This is a genomic window from Cedecea sp. B1(4) (assembly GCF_059414925.1).
Map to the genome: position 1 here is coordinate 1 of NZ_JCAHMZ010000160.1, position 287 is coordinate 287.

1 protein-coding gene is annotated in these 287 nt (G+C 53.0%); it reads right to left on the minus strand.

Annotated features, from left to right (window positions below; genetic code table 11):
- Nucleotides 1-287: FkbM family methyltransferase (locus ACR6JA_RS22465; protein WP_494599644.1), on the minus strand; the 287-nt coding region annotated here is incomplete at both ends.

The following is a 287-nucleotide window of genomic DNA, read 5'->3' on the forward strand; positions in this document are numbered from 1 at the left end:
GGTCGGCGTAGCGTTTGTGGAATCGATCACGAAATATTCAAGAGGCGTCAGGAAATCTTTAATCTCTTGATACATGGTGCGGGTAAAGCACTCCACGGCAATGACCGGCAGACTCTTCTCGATTACGGCCCTGGCGCCTCGCAAAGCGGCTAACTCCATACCTTCAAGATCCAGCTTGATGATGGACACAGCATCGTGACAACCCGCCAACTCGGCATCCAGGGTTGATACTGAAACCTCGAAAGGTTCCTGCCGGTCAGAGCCTTCATCGCCTGGTTTGACCAGTG